The sequence below is a fragment of the Paracoccus broussonetiae genome (assembly GCF_031854425.1).
Classification (GTDB): domain Bacteria; phylum Pseudomonadota; class Alphaproteobacteria; order Rhodobacterales; family Rhodobacteraceae; genus Paracoccus; species Paracoccus broussonetiae.
Window position 1 is genome coordinate 122,937 of sequence record NZ_JAVRQI010000015.1, and the last position, 16,193, is coordinate 139,129.

The following is a 16,193-nucleotide window of genomic DNA, read 5'->3' on the forward strand; positions in this document are numbered from 1 at the left end:
TCCTGTTCAGCAACTATTCGATTCGCTCCGGCTAATTCGGTTAATATGCCTCAGGTCCGATCCATTTTTCGCGAATCGACATGACCACCGTACTGAGTCTCATGGGTTCGGTCCGCCTGCGCGGATCCGCCGGAAAAGATCTGACCCCGCGCAGCCAGAAAGCGCGCGGTGCCCTTGCGCTTCTGGGGACCGCGCCCGACTTGCGGATGAACCGCGCACGGCTGCAGGATCTGTTGTGGAGCGACCGCAACAAGCAGCAGGGTTCGGACAGCCTGCGACAGATGCTGCGGGAATTGCGCAGCACGTTCAGCGACGAGCGTGACATCATGCTGTCGGGCGTCGGCTGGATCGGGCTTGATCCCGAACGGCTGCGCATCGACCTGACCCCGGTCTATGATGCGGGTGGAAATCCGATCGAATTCGCGGCGGATATCGACATTCCCGACCCGGAATTCGAATGCTGGCTGCGCGACATGCGTCTGCGCCTGACACCCGAGACGCAGGGTCCGACCGCCCTTGAGCGCGCCCCACCCGAGCCTCCGGGCGGGCGACCCGCAAGCTCGATCCGCCAGGCGCTGATGAATGGCCACGATGTCGCGGCCCCCCGCGAGCAGCCGCTTTATCTGGTGGCGCTGGACCCTGTCGAAAGCAATGACACCCGCGCCCACGTGATGGGAGAGATGGTCATCAACGAGGCGGCATCGCGCGCCTGCGAGATGATCCCAGCGACACTTGCGGACGAGGTCGACGACAGCACCCCGCAAGCCGGCACGCGGATCGGCGCAATGTGCTATGGCAGCGGGGCGGACTGCACGCTGATGGTGGTGATGCGCGACATCTCGACCGGGGCGCGCGGATGGACCCGCCGCTTTGCCATCCGCGCGGCGGATGAAACCGCGACCATGCGCCATGCCGTGGCCCAGATCACCGTGGCACTTCTGGACCGCGCAAGGCGCACCGCCTCTCCCAACTGGATGACCTTTCCGATCTGGGATGTCTTCAGCTATTCCCGCGACCGGCTGGAGGCCGCGGACAGGGTGCTTGCCTCGCTGCCGCCCGAGCGTGAAAACGCGGTCAGCCTGGCGCTGCGATCCTATTTGCGCAACACGCTGATCATCGAGCGGCTGACCGACGATCCCGCCCGCTGCTCGGACGAGGCCGATGCCTTCGCCTCGCAGGCGCGCGAACTGGCGCCGAACAACCCGGTCGTGCTGGCCGTTGCCTCGCTGTCGGCATCGTGGCGCCGCGATGCGATCGGCGCGCTGGAACTTGCGCGCGCCGCCTGCAGGGCCGATCCCGACAACGAGATGGCCTGCCACGCGTTGTCCCAGGCGCTGACTGATGTCGGCCGCGACGCCGAGGCGCTTGAGGCAGCCGACCGCGGCGCGCGGGGCGCGCTGGCCGAGCTTGGACCCGCCTGCTGGCTGATGCGCCGTTCGGTGGTGCAGATCCGGCTGGGGCGCTTCGGCGATGCCGAGAACAGCGCCGCCGCCGCCTATGCCTTTGCTGCCGACAACCGGCCCTCGCTGCGCTTTCTTGCCGCCTTGCGCTATCACCGCGGGGACGAGGCCGGCGCAGCCGATGCCCTGCGTCGCCTGCGCCTGATCGAACCGGATTTCAGCCTGGAACTGATGGCCGATCCCGATTATCCGGCTTCTACCCTGCGAATGGCTGGACTGATGGGGATCACCGCATCCGGGCTTTAACGCGGTCATCCAGATACCCTGACATCCAGCTCAAGGTCCGTTTTCCCCTCATCCCGACTGATGACAAGCCGCGCCGTCCCGGGGGCGCCAGCGCGGAAATGCAGGACGCGACCATCGGCCACTGCCTCTTCCTCGGGGCCGGTCAGCACGGCGGCGCCATTCGCGCCCATCTGGTCGATATGGACCTTTCGGGCGGGCTGGTTCAGCCGAAGCTCCATCCGGTCGCCGCGTCGCATGATCACCGGCGCAATCGCCCCATCCTCGGACAGGACGCGCGGCGGACGGGCGGCACCGGGATAGTGCAGCGGCGGCGCCCCGATCGCCAACGCGCGCTGGATCGGTTCAAGCCAGGTGCCGCCCATCTGCGCGCCAGTCAGGTCGGCGCCGGTCAGTTGCGCGCCGGTCAGGTCGGCATGGTCCAGCACGCAGTCCCGCAGATCGGCCCCGACCAGAACGGCCAGTCCCAGGCTCGCCCCGCTCATGTTCGCGCCCCGGAATACCGCCTGGCTGGCCTGCGAGGACCAGAGGCTTGCCCCCGAAAGCTGCGCCGTCGACAGGTCGGCCCCGGTCAGGTCGGCATAGCTGAGGTCCGCCCCCACCAGCGTCAGGCCCGACAGGTCCAGCCCGGCCAGATCAGCGCCCGGCATCCTGAGTGTGCCCGAGACGGCAATGCGGCGGACGATCTCGTCACGGCTGTGTTCCGTCATTCTGCTGCCTCCTGTTGGATAGGGTGCCCGGGGGAGTCTGCCTACGCCCCCGGGCCACTGGATTCAGTCTCCCAGGTCTGACTGGATCCAGTAACGCTTTCGAAAGCCGCGCACGCAGGTGATCTCGACCCCCTGCCTTGCGACAAGCCGGGCGGTATTGCTGCGGATCGCATAGCCGATCTCGGTCAGGCCGGGCAGGATGCGCGGCGTCAGGGGTGCCGCCCCGCGCGCGGCCAGATCGCGCAGAAGCAGGGCCGATTGGCGCGCGAGCAGATGGGAGACATCCGGCTTGTCCGAAGAGGAATGGGGATTGGGGTCGCGCGCCGCCGGCCCGGATGCAGACTGAGCATCATGCGCCAGACTCCGCAGGCGCGTTTCGATCCGCATCAGGCTGCCGTCGCTGCGCATCACCACCCGGACCCAGCCGCTATCCGGCGACAGGACGGAAATCCCGTGGAAACATTGTCGGAACTGGACGATCAGATCGTCAACGACCTGGGGCAGCACCTCACGCCGGGCGCCAAGGCCGACGCCTGCGGACATCGAGATCAGGATGCGGTCGAAAGCAAGATCGACCCCGCCCGCCAGCACGCCATGCTGGCGCAGCGCGGCCCGCGCCCGCGCGATCAATGCGCGGCGATGCAATGACACCACGCCCCGGGTACCACGCGCGGGCGCCGCGTATTCCAGAAGCAGATCGCCGCGCGCATCGCGCAGGAAGCGCAGCCCGTCATGGGTCAGCCGAACACCCTCGACCCGGTCCAGCGGAACGGTGCCGGGTTCGATCCCGACATGTCGCAGCACTGTCCTGGCCATCGCAAGGTCGTCCTGCGGATGAAGCAGCCGCAAGCAGCGGGGGACGCCGGGGACCGCGGTCACGGCGCCATGATGCTGCTCGGCCAGAGACTGGGTCCAACGCCAGGCCCACCATGTGGGCGCTCCCCTCTCGGGGGAAAAGCGGCGCTCGTCGAACAGTCGGGAGACCGCCCCCTCAGCCGTTTCGGCCATGGCACAGACCGAGGCGATCTGGTCGGTCGAAACCTCGGCACTTGCATCCAGCCAGGATTGCGAAAGGCTTTTTCCCATTTCCCAGTGCCGCCAGAACTCCGCTCCCTGACGGTCACTGTCCCAGCAGACGGAATCGAACCCGAGCATCATGCGCAGCCCGGCATTCGCCCCCGCCCAGGCGCGGGTCGGGGCGTGGCCGTCACGCAGCCGCAGGGATTCACTGGCCGACCAGAACAGATAGCGCAGGCGATCCGCGCCAAGTTGCATGTCTTGCGATCCGATGCTGGCGTCGGTGCCGTTCCACATCGCGCCCATCGGCAGGCGGAACTGACCGTCATCATCCGTGCCCCCGTGACCCGAATGATAGAAGACCCGGACCCCGTCCATGCACAGGGGCACCGCCGCCTGAGGATCGGGTCCGCGATAGATCCAGGATTTCACCGCGTCATCACGCCGCCAGAATTCCGGCGTGGAGAAACGGTCGACACCATCCAGAAAGCCGCCCGCATCGCGATGCGCGGCATGAAGCGAGCCTGCCGCGCGATAGGTTTCGGCAGAACAGGCCCCATAAATGCAGCTGGATAAACCCCCTTCATCCTCGGCCGGATCCTGTGACGTCTGCCTGAACACCATGGATGGCGAAGGCAGATCGTTCTGCCCTGCGGGTGTCACGGCCAGATCGCGGCTGGGGCTTTGCATCCACGGCTCCTGTCACTTTCCCTCATGACCGTCATGCGGTCGCCATGAGGCTAGGACGAACGCCGTGAAAGCCCCGTGAATCACCGAATCGAGGCGTTCCGGGACAGGGCACAACACCCCTTGCCGATGATAAATCAACGGCTTGCCGTTACCCCGGCATCATCGCCCCCTATGGGGTCGATTCGTCGCCCTGACCCGGCCCCATGCCGAAGGAAAGTTCGCGTCCCGCGCGGATCACGGCACGGGCAATTTCCTCCAGGCGGTCATCGCTCATCCGGTGCAGTGGCCCCGAAACCGAGATCCCGGCCGCTGCCTCTCCCGACAGGTCGAAGATCGGGGCGGCGATGCAGCGCATGCCGGGCGTGCGCTCTTCGTTGTCCAGAGAATAGCCCCTGTCGCGGATGCGCAGCAGGTCCGCGACCAGCACATCGGCCTCGCACAGGGTGGTCGAGGTGAACCGCTCCAGCTTCAGTCCCTGGATCATGCGCCGCAACTCGTTGGGGCGGGCATGGGCCAGAAGCGCCTTGCCGATCCCCGAGGCATGCAGCGCCGAGCGAGTCCCCGGCGGGAAAAAGGCACGGATCGTCTCATGCGTCTCGGCCTGGCTGAGAAACAGAACGGCGTCACCATTCAGGATGCCAAGGTTCGCCGTCTCGCCCGTAACCTCCATCAATCGCCGCAGCACAGGGCGTGCGCGTTCGACCAGGCCAGAACGGCGCATGAATGCCGAACCGTGACGGAAGGCCGTCGGCCCGACATGCCAGGCTTGGGTTTGCGGATCGCTTTCGACAACGCCGCGCCCGGCCAGCGTCACCAGCACCCGGTGGACAGTCGAAGGGGCAAGATCCAGCCGCTGCGCAATCTCGCTGAGCGTCAGCCCGTTCGCCTGCGCAATCGCATCCAGAATGTCGAGCGCCCGGTCCAGCGCCCGGACGCCGCCGCTGTCATCCGATCCGCTGCGCCCTCGCGGACGCCCCCTTTTCCGTGGTTCGGCCGACATTCAAAGAATCCTTTCGACTGATACGCGGATTCGTAAAAAATACAAATCCATTCATGAAAAAGCCCAAACATCTGATCCAGAACAGGAATAACGTATTTTTCCGCGATTGCGAAATATTTTTCAGAAAAATTGCCGGAATGGACAGCCGGGCATAGGCTGGTCACAAGTGCAGGAGGAAGCACCATGACCAGTCAAAACCCGATCTTCATCCCCGGCCCCACCAATATCCCCGAGGAATTGCGCAAGGCCGTAGACATGCCCACCATCGACCACCGCTCGCCGGTGTTCGGTCGGATGCTGCATCCCGCCCTGGAGGGCGTGAAGAAGGTGCTGAAGACCACGCAGGCCCAGGTCTTCCTGTTCCCTTCGACGGGAACGGGCGGTTGGGAAACCGCGATCACCAATACGCTGTCGCCGGGCGACAAAGTTCTGGCCGCGCGCAACGGCATGTTCAGCCATCGCTGGATCGACATGTGCCAGCGCCATCGCCTGGACGTCACCAAGGTCGAGACGCCCTGGGGCGAAGGCATTCCCGCCGCGCGGTTCGAGGAAATCCTGACCGCCGACAAGGGCCACGAGATCAAGGTCGTCCTGGCCACGCATAACGAGACCGCAACCGGTGTGAAATCCGACATCGCCGCCGTCCGCCGCGCACTGGATGCCGCCCGCCACCCGGCGCTGCTGTTCGTCGACGGCGTCAGCTCCATCGGCTCGATGGACTTCCGCATGGACGAATGGGGCGTCGACATTGCCGTCACCGGCAGCCAGAAGGGGTTCATGCTGCCGCCGGGCCTTGCCATCGTCGGCTTCTCGCCCAAGGCGATGGAAGCGGTCGAAACGGCGCTGCTGCCGCGCACCTTCTTCGACATCCGCGACATGGCGACCGGTTATGCCCGCAACGGCTATCCCTATACCCCGCCGGTCGGCCTGATCAACGGGCTGAACGCAGCCTGTGAACGCATCCTGACCGAGGGGCTGGAGAACGTCTTCGCCCGTCATCACCGCATCGCCGGAGGCGTTCGCGCCGCGGTCGAAGCCTGGGGCCTGAAGCTTTGCGCCGCCCGCCCCGAGCTTTACTCGGACAGCGTCAGCGCCATCCGCGTGCCGGAAGGCTTCGACGCGAACCTGATCGTCAGCCATGCGCTGGACACCTATGACATGGCCTTTGGCACCGGCCTTGGCGAAGTCGCGGGCAAGGTCTTCCGCATCGGCCACCTGGGCAGCCTGACCGACGCGATGGCACTGTCGGGGCTTGCGGTCGCCGAAATGGTCATGGCCGATCTGGGCCTGCCGATCACCCTTGGCTCGGGCGTCGCCGCCGCGCAGCAGCATTACCGCGCCTCGACCGCGACCGCTCTCAAGAAAGCTGCCTGAGATGCTTGATACGGATTACATTCCGACCCTTTCGGATATGGTGGAGGCGCGCGAACGCATCGCGCCCCACATTCACCGCACGCCGGTCCTGACCTCCAGCTTCATCAACGAGCTGGTCGGCGCGGAGCTGTTCTTCAAATGCGAGAACCTGCAGAAGGCGGGCGCGTTCAAGGCGCGCGGTGCCAGCAACGCGGTCTTCGGGCTTTCGGATGCGCAGGCTGCCAAGGGCGTCGCAACCCATTCCAGCGGCAATCACGGCACCTGCCTTTCCTATGCCGCCGGTCGCCGGGGCATTCCCTGCACCGTGGTCATGCCGCGGACCGCGCCCCAAGCCAAGAAGGACGCCGTGCGTGGCTATGGCGGACGTGTGGTGGAATGCGAACCCTCGACCAGCTCGCGCGAGGCGGTCTTTGCCGAGGTCGTCGCCGAAACCGGGGCCGAGTTCGTCCACCCCTATAACGACTGGCGCGTCATCGCGGGTCAGGCCACCTGCTCGGCCGAACTGATCGAGCAGGTCCAAGGACTGAATGCCGTGGTCGCGCCCATCGGCGGCGGCGGCATGGTGTCGGGCACCTGCCTGACGCTTTCGAACCTTGCGCCCTCGGTCAAAGTCTTCGCCGCCGAGCCGCTGAACGCAGACGACGCCGCGCGCAGCTTCCGCGCCGGCCACATCATCGCCGATGACGCCCCCGAAACCGTCGCCGACGGGTTGAAGGTGCCGCTGAAGGAACTGACCTGGCATTTCGTCAGGAACCACGTCACCGACATCCTGACCGCGACCGAGGACGAGATCGTGGACGCGATGAAGCTGATCTGGAAGCGCATGAAGATCGTGATGGAGCCGTCCAGTGCCGTGCCGCTGGCCACCATCATCAAGAACCGCGACATTTTCGCCGGCCAGCGCGTCGGCATCATCATCACCGGCGGCAATGTCGATCTCGACAAGCTGCCCTGGAACTGAGGACCCGTCATGAACGCCCCGAGAACGATCGCTTCGGATTTTGCTGGCTTCGACGTCGGCTATGACATCCCCGCCCTGCCCGGCATGGACGAGGCGGACATCCAGACGCCCTGCCTGGTGCTCGACCTGGACGCGCTGGAGCGCAACATCAAGAAGATGGGCGACTATGCCAAGGCCCACGGCATGCGCCACCGCAGCCACGGCAAGATGCACAAATCCGTGGACGTGCAGAAGCTGCAACAGGAGCTGGGCGGCGCCATCGGCGTCTGCTGCCAGAAAGTGTCCGAGGCCGAGGTCTTTGCCCGCGGCGGGATCAAGGACATCCTCGTGTCGAACCAGGTGCGCGACGCCGCCAAGATCGACCGACTGGCACGGCTGCCGAAATTCGGCGCGCGCATCATCGTCTGCGTCGACGATCTGGCGAATGTCGCCGACCTGTCGGCCGCAGCCGTGCGCCACGGCACCCAGCTTGAGGTCTTCATCGAGATCGACTGTGGCGCCGGCCGCTGCGGCGTGACCACTGCCAACGCCGTTGTCGAGATCGCCAAGGCCGTCGATGCCGCGCCGGGCCTGAAATTTACCGGCATCCAGGCCTATCAGGGCGCGATGCAGCACATGGACAGCTTCGTTGACCGCAAGACCAAGCTCGACGCCGCCATCGCGCAGGTGAAAGAAGCCGTGGCAGCGCTGGAGGAAGCGGGTCTTTCGCCCGAGCTGGTTTCGGGCGGCGGCACCGGCAGCTATTACTTCGAGTCGAATTCCGGCGTGTATAACGAACTGCAATGCGGTTCCTATGCCTTCATGGATGCCGACTATGGCCGCATCAAGGACGAAGGCGGGCATCGCATCGACAAGGGCGAGTGGGAAAACGCGCTGTTCATCCTGACCTCGGTCATGAGCCATGCGAAAGCCGACAAGGCGATCTGCGACGCGGGACTGAAAGCGCAGTCGGTCGATAGCGGCCTGCCCTTCGTTTATGGCCGCGACGATGTCGAATACGTCAAATGCTCGGACGAGCACGGCGTCATCTCGGATCCCAAGGGCGTGCTGAAGGTGAACGAGAAGCTGCGCCTGGTTCCGGGCCATTGCGACCCGACCTGCAACGTCCATGACTGGTATGTCGGTGTTCGGAACGGCAAGGTCGAAAGCGTCTGGCCGGTTTCGGCCCGCGGGAAGGGCTATTGATGCTCGTCGTCGCTGAAAAGGAAATCGGGGGTCTGATGACCCCCGAGGCCGCCTTCGACGCCATCGAGCAGGTCTTCGCCGCGATGGCCTCGGACAAGGCCTACAACTTTCCCGTCGTGCGTGAAGCGATCGGGCACGAGGATGCGCTTTACGGTTTCAAGGGCGGTTTTGACGGCGCGGCGCTGACGCTGGGCCTGAAGGCCGGTGGCTATTGGCCGAACAACCAGAAGCATGGGCTGATCAACCACCAGTCGACGATCTTCCTGTTCGACGCCGATACCGGCCGCGTCGCCGCGGCTGTCGGGGGCAACCTGCTGACCGCATTGCGGACCGCGGCAGCCTCGGCCGTTTCGATCAAGCATCTCGCGCCGAAGGGCGCGAAGGTGCTGGGCATGATCGGAGCGGGTCATCAATCGGCATTCCAGATGCGCGCCGCGGCTCGCATCCACCGCTTTGACAAGGTGATCGGCTGGAACCCCCATCCCGAGATGCTGTCGCGCCTGGCCGATACCGCGGCCGAGCTGGACCTGCCTTTCGAGGCCGTCGACCTGCCCCGCCTTGGGGCCGAGGCCGATGTCATCATCTCGATCACCTCGGCATTTTCGCCAATGCTGCTTGACGCCCACGTCACCGGCCCGACGCATATCGCGGCAATGGGCACCGACACCAAGGGCAAGCAGGAACTTGACCCGGCGCTGGTTGCCCGCGCCCGGCTTTACACCGACGAGATCGCGCAATCGGTCAGCATCGGAGAATTCCAGCACGCCATCGCCGCGGGGCTGATCGCAGAGGAGGCGATCACCCAGATCGGTGCGGTGGTGAATGGAACCCATCCCGGACGCGATGGTGCCGAAGTCACCATCTTCGACGGAACGGGCGTCGGCCTGCAGGACCTCGCGGTCGCTGCCAAGGTCGTCGAACTGGCAGAAAGAAAAGGCCTCGCTCAGAAGGTCGAGATCTGACCGGGCCTAATCAACAGGACTAAGGGAGGAAAACATGACGCAAGAAACCAACGACCGGGTCATAGACCCGGTCGAGGAAATCCTGCCGGCACCCCGGCTCTTTACACTCGGCTTCCAGCATGTGCTGGTCATGTATGCCGGGGCCATCGCCGTTCCATTGATCGTGGGCCGCGCCCTGCAGCTTTCGCCGCAGGACGTGGCCTTTCTGATTTCGGCCGACCTGTTCGTCTGCGGTCTGGTCTCGATCATCCAGTCGCTGGGTGCGACCCAGTGGTTTGGCATCCGCCTGCCGGTGATGATGGGCGTGACCTTCGCAGCCGTCGGCCCGATGGTGTCGATCGCCAGCTCCAACCCCGGCATGGAGGGGGCGCGGATGCTGTTCGGCTCGATCATCGCGGCGGGCATCATCTCGATCTTCCTGGCCCCCTTCGTGGGCCGGCTGTTGCGCTTCTTTCCCAGCGTGGTGACGGGGACCGTCATTCTTGCCATCGGCGTCAGCCTGATGCCCATCGGGATCAACTGGATATTCGGCCTGCCGGTCGGTCCGACCGCGCCCAAGATCGTCGATCCTGCACAGCAGGACTGGCTGAACGCCGCGATCGCAACCGGAGGCGTCCCCGAAGGCGTGAAGCTGCTGCCGACCGTGCCGAACCCGGCCTATGCCTCGGCCGAGAACATCATCATCGGCCTTGTCGTTCTGGGCGCGATCCTGCTGCTGTCGCGCTTTGGCCGCGGCTTCGTGTCGAACATCGCGGTACTTCTGGGCATCATCGGCGGCGGCATCCTGGCCGCGGTCATGGGCATGATGCACTTCGCACCGGTGGCCGAGGCCGCCTGGTTCGCACCGATCCGGCCGTTCCACTTCGGCATGCCGATCTTTGACCCCGTGATGATTGCGACCATGCTGCTTGTCATGTTCGTGACCATGGTGGAATCGACCGGCATGTTCCTGGCCCTGGGAGAGATCTGCGGCCGCAAGGTGACGCCGAAAAGCCTGTCCGCCGGCCTGCGGGTCGATGGTCTGGGCACCGCGCTTGGCGGTCTGTTCAACACCTTCCCCTATACCTCGTTCAGCCAGAACGTCGGGCTTGTCGGCGTGACCGGCATCCGCTCGCGCTTTGTCTGCGTGGCGGGCGGGGTCATCATGATCGTGCTGGGACTGATCCCCAAGATGGGCGCGCTGGTGGAATCGCTGCCGACAACCGTCCTGGGCGGCGCTGGCCTGGTGATGTTCGGCATGGTCGCCGCGACCGGCATCCGTATCCTTGCCAATGTCGATTTCGCGGGCAATCGCCACAATCTGTTCGTGGTCGCGATCTCGCTTGGCATGGCGATGATCCCGATGGTCGCGCCCGATTTCAACCAGTGGATGCCGCGGTCGCTGAACCCGCTGATCCATTCCGGCATCCTGCTGGCAACTCTTTCGGCGGTGGCGCTGAACTGGTACTTCAATGGCGCACCCAATGCGACCGAAGAAGAACTGTGCGCCGCCGGCCGAGCTGCCGAAGCCCACTGAAAGGAACTCACATGACCCGAACCCTGATCCGCAAGGCCGAGGTGGTCGTCACAATGGACGGAACCCGGCGCGAGATCGCGGGCGGAGACGTTCTGATCGATGGCGGGGTTATCCTCGCCATCGGCACGAACCTACCCTCGGAAGGCGCCGAGATCGTCGAAGCCAAAGGCTGCGTCGTCACTCCGGGCCTGATCAATACCCACCACCACCTGTTCCAGACCCTGACCCGCGCCGTGCCTGCCGCACAGGACGCGGCGCTGTTCGGCTGGCTCAGGACGCTTTATCCGATCTGGGCGCGCATGACGCCCGGTGACATCCGCCTGTCGGCCAAGGTGGGCCTGGCCGAGCTGGCGCTTTCGGGCTGCACCTGCTCGTCCGATCACCTGTATCTTTTCCCGAACGGCGCGCGCCTTGACGACAGCATCGAGGCCGCGACCGAAATCGGCATCCGTTTCCACGCCACCCGCGGCGCCATGTCCATCGGCGAAAGCAAGGGCGGCCTGCCCCCGGATTCCCTGGTCGAGGACGAGGCCGCGATCCTGAAGGACAGCGAACGTCTGGTCGCGGCCTTCCACGACCCGAATCCCGGCGCGATGGTGCAGGTGGGGCTGGCCCCCTGCTCGCCCTTCTCGGTCAGCCGCGAGCTGATGCGCGATGCGGCGATCCTTGCCCGCGAGAAGGGCGTGCGCCTGCACACCCACCTGGCCGAGAATGACGAGGACATCGCCTATTCGCTGGAGAACTTCGGGATGTTGCCCGGAGATTACGCCGAAAGCCTTGGCTGGACCGGCGACGACGTCTGGCACGCCCATTGCGTGAAGTTGTCGGACAAGGAAATCGACCTGTTCGCGCGCACCGGCACGGGCGTCGCGCATTGCCCCTGTTCGAACGCGCGGCTGGCCTCGGGAATCGCGCCGGTCCGGCAGATGCGGGACGCGGGCGTCCCGGTCGGGCTTGGTGTCGACGGCTCGGCCTCGAACGACTGCTCGCATCTGGGTCTTGAGGCGCGTCAGGCCATGCTGATGGCACGGCTGAAGAATGGCCCGGCCGCCCTTGGCGCGCGCGAGGCACTGGAAATCGCCACGCTTGGCGGTGCACGCGTCCTGGGTCGCAGCGATCTTGGCAGCCTGCAACCCGGCAAGCGCGCCGACCTTGTCCTTTGGGACGTGACCGAACTCGCGGCGGCGGGCCAATGGGATCCGGTCGCTGCACTGGTCTTCTGCGCGCCGATGCGAGCGAAGGGGGTCTATGTCGAAGGCCGCGCGGTCGTCCGCGACCACCAGTTGCTGACCGCCGACACCCGCAAGCTGAACGAACAGGCCCGCACGGCCACCATCCGCCTCGCCAACTGAAAGGACCCCCGATGGCCGGCTTTCTGACCACCCATGTTCTCGACACCGCCAATGGCGCACCTGCGCAAGGCATGCGGATCGAACTGTTCCGCCTTGATTCCGGCCGCCGCCTGATCAAGGAAACCGTCACCAACCATGACGGGCGCACCGACAGCCAGATCCTGCCGGAAAGCGAATTCGAGACGGGGGAGTACGAGCTTGTGTTCCACGTCGGCGATTGGCTGGACGCACAGGGCCACAAGGCCGCGCAGCCGCGCTTCCTTGACGTGATCCCGTTGCGCTTCGGCATGTCAGAACAGGACCATTACCACGTCCCGCTGCTGATCTCGCCCTATGGCTACTCGACCTATCGCGGCAGCTGACAGTCGGGGCAGCCCATGTCCCGACGCGGGAACAGGCGGGTAATCCGATGCCCATTATTGCCGTGCAGCCACGGAATGGGCCTGAAAAGGGGGCGAGTGCCCCCTTTTTTTCATTTCAACCGCAGGAATGGCGATAGGATTTTCAACGCAGCCTTAAGACAGCCACGGCACTCGTGCCGATTTTCTGCAAGCCCCGGATTGGGATAGGGTCCGGCTCAGCAAGACAGGAGCACTGCATGTCCGATTTCGCCGTGATCTGGGACTGGCTGGCCTTCGCAATCCGCTGGACGCATGTCGTCACCGCGATCGCCTGGATCGGTTCGTCCTTTTACTTCGTCGCCCTCGACCTGGGCCTTCAGAAAGTCCCCGGCCTGCCGAAAGGCGCGCATGGCGAGGAATGGCAGGTCCATGGCGGTGGTTTCTACCACATCCAGAAATACCTGGTCGCACCCGAACGGATGCCCGACCACCTGACCTGGTTCAAATGGGAAAGCTACGCGACCTGGCTGTCGGGCGCTGCGCTGCTGATGGTGACCTATTGGGTCGGGTCCGAGCTGTTCCTGATCGATCCCGCCAAGATGGAGCTGGCTCCCTGGCAGGCGATCCTGATTTCGGCCGCGTCGCTGTCGATCGGCTGGCTGGTCTATGACACGCTCTGCAAATCCAAGCTGGGCGACACGCCCACGCTTCTGATGCTGCTGCTGTTCGGGATGCTGCTGGTCATGGGCTGGGGCTACAACCAGATCTTCACCGGCCGCGCGACCATGCTGCATCTGGGCGCATTTACCGCGACGATCATGACCGCGAACGTTTTCCTGATCATCATGCCGAACCAGCGCATCGTGGTGGCGGATTTGAAGGCCGGGCGCCCTGCCGATCCGAAATACGGCAAGATCGCTAAGCTGCGCTCGACGCACAACAACTACCTGACGCTTCCGGTTGTCTTCCTGATGCTGTCGAACCACTATCCGCTGGCTTTCGCATCGCATTACAACTGGCTGATCGCGGGGCTGATCTTCCTGATGGGCGTGACGATCCGGCACTTCTTCAACACCATGCACGCACGCAAGGGCATGCTGTGGTGGACCTGGGCCGTGACCGCGATCCTGTTCATCCTGGTGATGTGGCTGTCGACCGCGCCTATGTTCCGCCAGACGCTCGAGGAAGCCGAGGCGCGCGTCCTGACCCCGACCCAGCAGGCCATGGTCGACGCGCCCGGCTGGGACGACGCCTATGGCGCGGTCATGGGCCGCTGCTCGATGTGCCATTCAAGGGAGCCCTCGTATGAGGGCATCCACACCGCCCCCCGGGGTGTCCTGCTGGAAACACCGGACGACATCACCCGCGCCGCGCGCCAGATCTATGTCCAGGCGGGCCTGACCGACGCCATGCCCCCCGCCAACGTCAGCTTCATGGAACCTGCCGAGCGGAAGGCCATCGTTGAATGGTATCGCGGCCTGCCCAAGGCTCTTGCCGCGAAGTGAACGGATTTGCCCGGCGTTTCAACTTGCGCTAAGGCAACCTCTCGTTTCAGCAGGGGTTGGCATGGATAGCGGCAATGGATGGGACGCCTCGGCCGAGGCATGGATCGCCGATATGGGCGAGACCGGCGATTTCTCGCGCCTGCATGTGCTTGACGCCCCAATGCTGGACCGCATCCGGGGCCGCGGTTTTCGGAACGCCCTGGACGTCGGCTGCGGCGAGGGTCGTTTCTGCCGCCTGATGTCACCGCTGGGTATTGCCGCAACCGGCATCGACCCCACGGCCCGCCTGATCCAGACCGCCCGCGAACGCGACCCCCAGGGCGAGTATATCGAGGCCCGCGCCGAGGCCCTGCCCCTTGCGCCCGAAAGCTTCGATCTGGTCGTCAGCTATCTGACCCTGATCGACATCGACGACATCGACACCGCCATCGCCGAGATGGCGCGCGTCCTGCGGCCAGGTGGAACGCTGCTTGTCGCCAACCTGAACTCGTTCAGCACCGCCGGAAAATGGCAGGGCGAAGGCGACAGCAGTCGCGGCTTCCTGATCGACAACTACCTTGAACCGCGCGCCGAATGGGTCAGCTGGCGGGGCATCCTGATCCGCAACTGGCATCGCCCGTTCCACGCCTATATGCGCCCGCTTCTGGCCCAGGGGCTGCGGCTTGCGCATTTCGACGAACCCCACGCCACCGGGGGCGAGGCCAAGCGCCGCGCCCGATATGACCGCGCGCCCTACCTTCACCTGATGGAATGGGTAAAGTCCTGACGATCAGGAGAAATGCCGCTTGGTCTCGCGCGCGATGAAATCGGCGAACAGGCGCACCTTCGGATCCTGAAGCCGCCGATGCGGGGTCAGGACGCCAAACTGCGCTGGCAACGGCGGCGCTTCGGGCAGGATCAGCTTCAGCCGCCCCGCCTCAAGATGCTCTGCCACCTCGTAATGCGGGCGGTTGGCGATGCCGCAGCCTTCCAGCGCCCAGTCGGTCAGCACGTCGCCGTCATCGGCGTCGAAATGCCCGTTCACCAGCAGTTTCTGCGGGCCTTCCGCCGTCTTCAGCACCCAGTAATATTCCGGGCTGCGCGGATAGCGCAGCAGCAGGCAGTTGTGCTTGACAAGATCATCGGGCTTTTCCGGCATCCCGTGTTTTTCCAGATAGCCCGGCGTTGCCACCAGCACCCGGCGGCATTCCGCGATCCGCCGCCACTTCAGCGCAGAGTCCTGCGGCTCGCCCAGGAAGAAAGCCAGGTCGATTCCGTCCGCGATGATGTCGACATTGCGGTCGGACAGACGCAGCCGGATCTCGACCCCCGGATATTCCTCGCAGAATTTCGGCACGAGGGGTGAGATCAGCCTGCGCCCCAACCCCAGTGGCGCCGTGACGCGCAATGCGCCATGCGGCATTCCCGAAAACCCGGATACGACCGCCTCGGCCTCGTCCAGCGTCTCGATCACGCGTCGCGCGCTTTCATAGAAGGCGCGGCCAACCTCGGTCGGGACCAGCTTGCGCGTGGTGCGGTTCAGCAGCCGGACCCCGAAACGCGTCTCCAGGTCCTTGATACGGTTCGAGGCGACTGCCGGGGACATGCGCATGTCGCGTCCGCCGGCCGTGATCGAACCGAGTTCGACAACTCTGACAAACACCCGAAGACTTTCAAGATATGGCACGGTTGGCCCCAGCCTCTTTCAAAGAACGGCTGAAAGTCTTATGCTCAATCGATCGTTTCGCAAAGGTCAAATCGGCACTACGCTTGGTCTCAACAGCGACCCGAGCGAGGACTTGATGGGCAGCGACCTTCGTTTTTTACTCAACGGGACCGAGATCAGCCTGAGCGCGGCGGGATCTCGGGATACGTTACTTGACTATCTTCGCCTGAGC

At 64.8% G+C, this 16,193-nt stretch carries 14 protein-coding genes; 10 read left to right on the forward strand and 4 right to left on the reverse strand.

Going from position 1 to position 16,193, the window contains the following annotated elements; all coding sequences use genetic code 11:
• The first annotated feature begins 80 nt into the window (after positions 1 to 80).
• Positions 81 to 1,706, forward strand: coding sequence for an SARP family transcriptional regulator (locus RM190_RS18615; protein ID WP_311760963.1), 1,626 nt, complete (start codon positions 81 to 83; stop codon positions 1,704 to 1,706).
• Between the two features lie 5 nt (positions 1,707 to 1,711).
• Here the strand turns inward: RM190_RS18615 and RM190_RS18620 are convergent, their stop codons facing one another.
• The 3 genes from RM190_RS18620 to bhcR all read right to left on the reverse strand — a co-directional run bounded on the left by RM190_RS18620 (position 1,712) and on the right by bhcR (position 5,120).
• Complete coding sequence (locus RM190_RS18620; protein WP_311760964.1) at positions 1,712 to 2,413, reverse strand: pentapeptide repeat-containing protein; 702 nt, start codon at positions 2,411 to 2,413, stop codon at positions 1,712 to 1,714.
• Between the two features lie 63 nt (positions 2,414 to 2,476).
• Positions 2,477 to 4,120 carry a DUF6345 domain-containing protein gene (locus RM190_RS18625; protein WP_311760965.1) on the reverse strand — a complete coding sequence of 548 codons (1,644 nt, stop codon included), beginning with the start codon at positions 4,118 to 4,120 and terminating at the stop codon, positions 2,477 to 2,479.
• A gap of 169 nt (positions 4,121 to 4,289) precedes the next feature.
• Positions 4,290 to 5,120 (reverse strand): HTH-type transcriptional regulator BhcR, encoded by an 831-nt coding sequence (gene bhcR / locus RM190_RS18630; RefSeq protein WP_311760966.1) that lies wholly within the window; start codon positions 5,118 to 5,120, stop codon positions 4,290 to 4,292.
• A gap of 183 nt (positions 5,121 to 5,303) precedes the next feature.
• On the opposite strand from bhcR, the gene bhcA reads away from it, so the two are divergent.
• From bhcA to RM190_RS18675, 9 genes are all read left to right on the forward strand, one after another.
• A complete protein-coding gene (bhcA, locus tag RM190_RS18635; protein ID WP_311760967.1) occupies positions 5,304 to 6,494 on the forward strand; it encodes an L-aspartate--glyoxylate aminotransferase BhcA in 1,191 nt (396 codons plus the stop codon).
• A gap of 1 nt (position 6,495) precedes the next feature.
• Positions 6,496 to 7,455, forward strand: a complete 960-nt coding sequence (gene bhcB / locus RM190_RS18640; protein WP_311760968.1) for a beta-hydroxyaspartate dehydratase BhcB — start codon at positions 6,496 to 6,498, stop codon at positions 7,453 to 7,455.
• A gap of 9 nt (positions 7,456 to 7,464) precedes the next feature.
• Positions 7,465 to 8,640, forward strand: a complete 1,176-nt coding sequence (bhcC, locus tag RM190_RS18645; RefSeq protein WP_311760969.1) for a 3-hydroxy-D-aspartate aldolase BhcC — start codon at positions 7,465 to 7,467, stop codon at positions 8,638 to 8,640.
• Positions 8,640 to 9,602, forward strand: coding sequence for an iminosuccinate reductase BhcD (gene bhcD / locus RM190_RS18650; protein WP_311760970.1), 963 nt, complete (start codon positions 8,640 to 8,642; stop codon positions 9,600 to 9,602). Before bhcC ends, bhcD begins: the two co-directional genes overlap by 1 nt.
• Positions 9,603 to 9,636: 34 nt before the next feature.
• On the forward strand, positions 9,637 to 11,118 hold the full coding sequence (locus tag RM190_RS18655) for a nucleobase:cation symporter-2 family protein (protein ID WP_311760971.1): 1,482 nt from the start codon (positions 9,637 to 9,639) through the stop codon (positions 11,116 to 11,118).
• Between the two features lie 11 nt (positions 11,119 to 11,129).
• On the forward strand, positions 11,130 to 12,470 hold the full coding sequence (locus RM190_RS18660) for an 8-oxoguanine deaminase (RefSeq protein ID WP_311760972.1): 1,341 nt from the start codon (positions 11,130 to 11,132) through the stop codon (positions 12,468 to 12,470).
• An 11-nt stretch (positions 12,471 to 12,481) separates the two neighbouring features.
• Positions 12,482 to 12,832, forward strand: coding sequence for a hydroxyisourate hydrolase (gene uraH / locus RM190_RS18665; RefSeq protein ID WP_311760973.1), 351 nt, complete (start codon positions 12,482 to 12,484; stop codon positions 12,830 to 12,832).
• Positions 12,833 to 13,068: 236 nt separating this feature from the next.
• Positions 13,069 to 14,316, forward strand: a complete 1,248-nt coding sequence (locus tag RM190_RS18670) for a urate hydroxylase PuuD (protein ID WP_311760974.1) — start codon at positions 13,069 to 13,071, stop codon at positions 14,314 to 14,316.
• Positions 14,317 to 14,377: 61 nt separating this feature from the next.
• Positions 14,378 to 15,082 (forward strand): class I SAM-dependent methyltransferase, encoded by a 705-nt coding sequence (locus RM190_RS18675; RefSeq protein ID WP_311760975.1) that lies wholly within the window; start codon positions 14,378 to 14,380, stop codon positions 15,080 to 15,082.
• A gap of 3 nt (positions 15,083 to 15,085) precedes the next feature.
• On the opposite strand, the gene RM190_RS18680 is transcribed toward RM190_RS18675, so the two are convergent.
• Positions 15,086 to 15,982, reverse strand: a complete 897-nt coding sequence (locus RM190_RS18680; RefSeq protein ID WP_311760976.1) for a LysR family transcriptional regulator — start codon at positions 15,980 to 15,982, stop codon at positions 15,086 to 15,088.
• Positions 15,983 to 16,193: the final 211 nt, after the last annotated feature.

Excerpts from the sequence above, each read along its gene's own strand:
- RM190_RS18625 (WP_311760965.1), bottom strand. The coding sequence starts at position 4,120 with ATGCAAAGCCCCAGCCGCGATCTGGCCGTGACACCCGCAGGGCAGAAC.
- bhcB (WP_311760968.1), top strand. The coding sequence starts at position 6,496 with ATGCTTGATACGGATTACATTCCGACCCTTTCGGATATGGTGGAGGCG.
- RM190_RS18675 (WP_311760975.1), top strand. The coding sequence starts at position 14,378 with ATGGATAGCGGCAATGGATGGGACGCCTCGGCCGAGGCATGGATCGCC.
- bhcA (WP_311760967.1), top strand. The coding sequence starts at position 5,304 with ATGACCAGTCAAAACCCGATCTTCATCCCCGGCCCCACCAATATCCCC.
- RM190_RS18655 (WP_311760971.1), top strand. The coding sequence starts at position 9,637 with ATGACGCAAGAAACCAACGACCGGGTCATAGACCCGGTCGAGGAAATC.
- bhcC (WP_311760969.1), top strand. The coding sequence starts at position 7,465 with ATGAACGCCCCGAGAACGATCGCTTCGGATTTTGCTGGCTTCGACGTC.
- RM190_RS18615 (WP_311760963.1), top strand. The coding sequence starts at position 81 with ATGACCACCGTACTGAGTCTCATGGGTTCGGTCCGCCTGCGCGGATCC.
- RM190_RS18620 (WP_311760964.1), bottom strand. The coding sequence starts at position 2,413 with ATGACGGAACACAGCCGTGACGAGATCGTCCGCCGCATTGCCGTCTCG.
- bhcR (WP_311760966.1), bottom strand. The coding sequence starts at position 5,120 with ATGTCGGCCGAACCACGGAAAAGGGGGCGTCCGCGAGGGCGCAGCGGA.
- bhcD (WP_311760970.1), top strand. The coding sequence starts at position 8,640 with ATGCTCGTCGTCGCTGAAAAGGAAATCGGGGGTCTGATGACCCCCGAG.
- RM190_RS18670 (WP_311760974.1), top strand. The coding sequence starts at position 13,069 with ATGTCCGATTTCGCCGTGATCTGGGACTGGCTGGCCTTCGCAATCCGC.
- uraH (WP_311760973.1), top strand. The coding sequence starts at position 12,482 with ATGGCCGGCTTTCTGACCACCCATGTTCTCGACACCGCCAATGGCGCA.
- RM190_RS18660 (WP_311760972.1), top strand. The coding sequence starts at position 11,130 with ATGACCCGAACCCTGATCCGCAAGGCCGAGGTGGTCGTCACAATGGAC.